Here is a 3,213-nt window from a genome sequence, read left to right as displayed (position 1 = left end):
AGCTTTGTGGTCAAGTCCTCGGCCTATTAGTACCGGTCAGCTCCACACCTTACGATGCTTCCACCTCCGGCCTATCAACCCAGTCGTCTACTGGGAGCCTTACCCCCTCGCGGGGTGGGAGACCTCATCTCAAGGCGGGCTTCCCGCTTAGATGCTTTCAGCGGTTATCCCTCCCGAACGTAGCCAACCAGCCGTGCTCTTGGCAGAACAACTGGCACACCAGAGGTTCGTCCGTCCCGGTCCTCTCGTACTAGGGACAGCCCCTTTCAAGTCTCCTGCGCGCGCAGCGGATAGGGACCGAACTGTCTCGCGACGTTCTAAACCCAGCTCGCGTACCGCTTTAATGGGCGAACAGCCCAACCCTTGGGACCTACTCCAGCCCCAGGATGCGACGAGCCGACATCGAGGTGCCAAACCATCCCGTCGATATGGACTCTTGGGGAAGATCAGCCTGTTATCCCCGGGGTACCTTTTAGCCGTTGAGCGACGGCGCTTCCACATGCCACCGCCGGATCACTAGTCCCAGCTTTCGCTCCTGCTCGACCTGTCGGTCTCACAGTCAAGCCCCCTTGTGCACTTACACTCAACACCTGATTGCCAACCAGGCTGAGGGAACCTTTGGGCGCCTCCGTTACCCTTTAGGAGGCAACCGCCCCAGTTAAACTACCCACCAGACACTGTCCCCCACCCGGATACACGGGCGCGGGTTAGACATCCAAAACGACCAGAGTGGTATTTCACCAATGACTCCACCCGAACTAGCGTCCGAGCTTCACCGTCTCCCACCTATCCTACACAAGCCGTCCCAAACACCAATGTCAAGCTGTAGTGAAGGTCCCGGGGTCTTTCCGTCCTGCTGCGCGTAACGAGCATCTTTACTCGTAGTGCAATTTCGCCGGGTCTGTGGTTGAGACAGCGGGGAAGTCGTTACGCCATTCGTGCAGGTCGGAACTTACCCGACAAGGAATTTCGCTACCTTAGGATGGTTATAGTTACCACCGCCGTTTACCGGCGCTTAAGTTCTCACCTTCGCCACACACAAGTGCACGGCTAAGCGGTCCCCTTAACGTTCCGGCACCGGGCAGGCGTCAGTCCGTATACATCGTCTTACGACTTCGCACGGACCTGTGTTTTTAGTAAACAGTCGCTTCCCCCTGGCCACTGCGACCACCACCAGCTCAGAGTGCAAGACCCATCACCAGCAGAGGTCCCCCTTCTCCCGAAGTTACGGGGGCAATTTGCCGAGTTCCTTAACCACAGTTCACCCGAACGCCTCGGTATTCTCTACCTGACCACCTGAGTCGGTTTAGGGTACGGGCCGCCGGCACACTCACTAGAGGCTTTTCTCGGCAGCATGGGATCACCCACTTCACCACAATCGGCTCGGCATCACATCTCACCCTACATGCGGCACGGATTTACCTATGCCACGGGCTACATGCTTACCCCAGGAACAACCATCGCCTGGGATGGGCTACCCTCCTGCGTCACCCCATCGCTTACCTACTACCAGATCAGGCCAGGCGTTCAGCCTCACCCCAGCCCCGAAGGGCCGAAGGGCTTAAGGACCCTTAGTATCACTGGATTCGATATTGGCGCATGCTAGCGGGTACGGGAATATCAACCCGTTGTCCATCGACTACGCCTGTCGGCCTCGCCTTAGGTCCCGACTTACCCTGGGCGGATTAGCCTAGCCCAGGAACCCTTGGTCATCCGGCGCAGAAGTTTCTCACTTCTGATTCGCTACTCATGCCTGCATTCTCACTCGCACGGCCTCCACAACTCGATCACTCGGCTGCTTCGCCGGCCGCACGACGCTCCCCTACCCATCCACACACCTAGACACAGTCACCCATGCCGGGCTATACGCGTGAATGCCACGACTTCGGCGGTGTACTTGAGCCCCGCTACATTGTCGGCGCAGAATCACTTGACCAGTGAGCTATTACGCACTCTTTCAAGGGTGGCTGCTTCTAAGCCAACCTCCTGGTTGTCACTGCGACTCCACATCCTTTCCCACTTAGCACACGCTTAGGGGCCTTAGTCGGTGGTCTGGGCTGTTTCCCTCTCGACTACGGAGCTTATCCCCCGCAGTCTCACTGCCACGCTCTCACTTACCGGCATTCGGAGTTTGGCTGACGTCAGTAACCCGGTAAGGCCCATCAGCCATCCAGTGCTCTACCTCCGGCAAGAAACACGTGACGCTGCACCTAAATGCATTTCGGGGAGAACCAGCTATCACGGAGTTTGATTGGCCTTTCACCCCTACACACAGATCATCCCCCAGGTTTTCAACCCTGGTGGGTTCGGTCCTCCACACGGTCTTACCCGCGCTTCAACCTGCCCATGCGTAGATCACTCCGCTTCGGGTCCACAGCATGCGACTAAAACGCCCTATTCAGACTCGCTTTCGCTACGGCTCCCCCACACGGGTTAACCTCGCCACACACCATGACTCGCAGGCTCATTCTTCAAAAGGCACGCAGTCACATCACGACCACCACAAGGATGGTCACGCTCCTACGGCTTGTAGGCACACGGTTTCAGGTACTATTTCACGACCCCTCACCGGGGCGCTTTTCACCTTTCCCTCACGGTACTCGTTCACTATCGGTCATCAGGGAGTATTTAGGCTTACCAGGTGGTCCTGGCAGATTCACACAGGATTCCTCGAGCCCCGTGCTACTTGGGATCCCCTCAAACAGTCGGCAGAGTTTCGCCTACCCGACTCTCACGGTCTACGGCGCCACTTCCCAGAAGCTTCGACTACCCCACCGATTTATCACTGTTCGCAGTCTCGGCAGAAACCACAAGAGGGTCCCACAACCCCACACACGCAACACCTGCCGGCTATCACACGCGCATGGTTTAGCCTCATCCGCTTTCGCTCACCACTACTCACGGAATCACTATTGTTTTCTCTTCCTACGGGTACTGAGATGTTTCACTTCCCCGCGTTACCACCAACCGCCCTATACATTCAGACGGCGGCAACACCACATGACTGGTGCTAGGTTTCCCCATTCGGACATCCCCGGATCAACGTCTGGTTGGCGACTCCCCGAGGCTTAACGCAGCCTCCCACGTCCTTCATCGGCTCCTGATGCCAAGGCATCCACCGTGTGCCCTAAAAAACTTGGCCACAAAGATGCTCGCGTCCACTATGCAATTCACAAACAACAAACAGGCCACCAGCCAGACCCACCACCAGAC

Annotated in this window: 1 rRNA gene; it reads right to left on the bottom strand. The window is 57.2% G+C overall.

Annotated features, from left to right (window positions below):
* Positions 1–6: 6 nt before the first annotated feature.
* Positions 7–3,142 (bottom strand): 23S ribosomal RNA (locus MYF83_RS42050).
* Positions 3,143–3,213 lie beyond the last annotated feature (71 nt).

Source organism: Sphaerisporangium perillae (assembly GCF_023276435.1).
Lineage (GTDB): Bacteria > Actinomycetota > Actinomycetes > Streptosporangiales > Streptosporangiaceae > Sphaerisporangium > Sphaerisporangium perillae.
The sequence above is the reverse complement of the archived record's forward strand: the minus strand, read 5'-3'. Positions and strand labels throughout refer to the sequence as shown.